Origin of the sequence: Pseudomonas sp. SIMBA_067 (assembly GCF_046534675.1) — a bacterium.
Lineage (GTDB): Bacteria > Pseudomonadota > Gammaproteobacteria > Pseudomonadales > Pseudomonadaceae > Aquipseudomonas > Aquipseudomonas putida.
Window position 1 is genome coordinate 1 of sequence record NZ_JAWRYH010000812.1, and the last position, 256, is coordinate 256.

1 protein-coding gene is annotated in these 256 nt (G+C 65.2%); it reads left to right on the plus strand.

The genetic code is table 11. The annotated features are described in order from the left end of the window. Positions 1–256 (plus strand): aminotransferase class III-fold pyridoxal phosphate-dependent enzyme (locus SB765_RS31455; protein WP_410932735.1); only part of this gene is annotated, 256 nt, incomplete at both ends.

A 256-nucleotide genomic window follows, 5' to 3' on the forward strand; every position in this document is an offset into this window, starting at 1 on the left:
CCTTCCGTGGCAACCAGATGGCGATGGCGGCAGGGTCGGCGGTGATGCGCCACCTCAAGCAACACGACCTGGCCGGCCACGCCGCCGCCATGGGCGAACGCCTGGCTGAACACCTGCGCATCCTGCAACGGGATGTGCCGCAATTGGGTGACATTCGTGGGCGAGGGCTGATGCTCGGGGTGGAACTGGTGGACCCAAACGGCACACTCGATATCCAGGGCCATCCACCGGTACACCGTCAATTGGCACCGCTGGT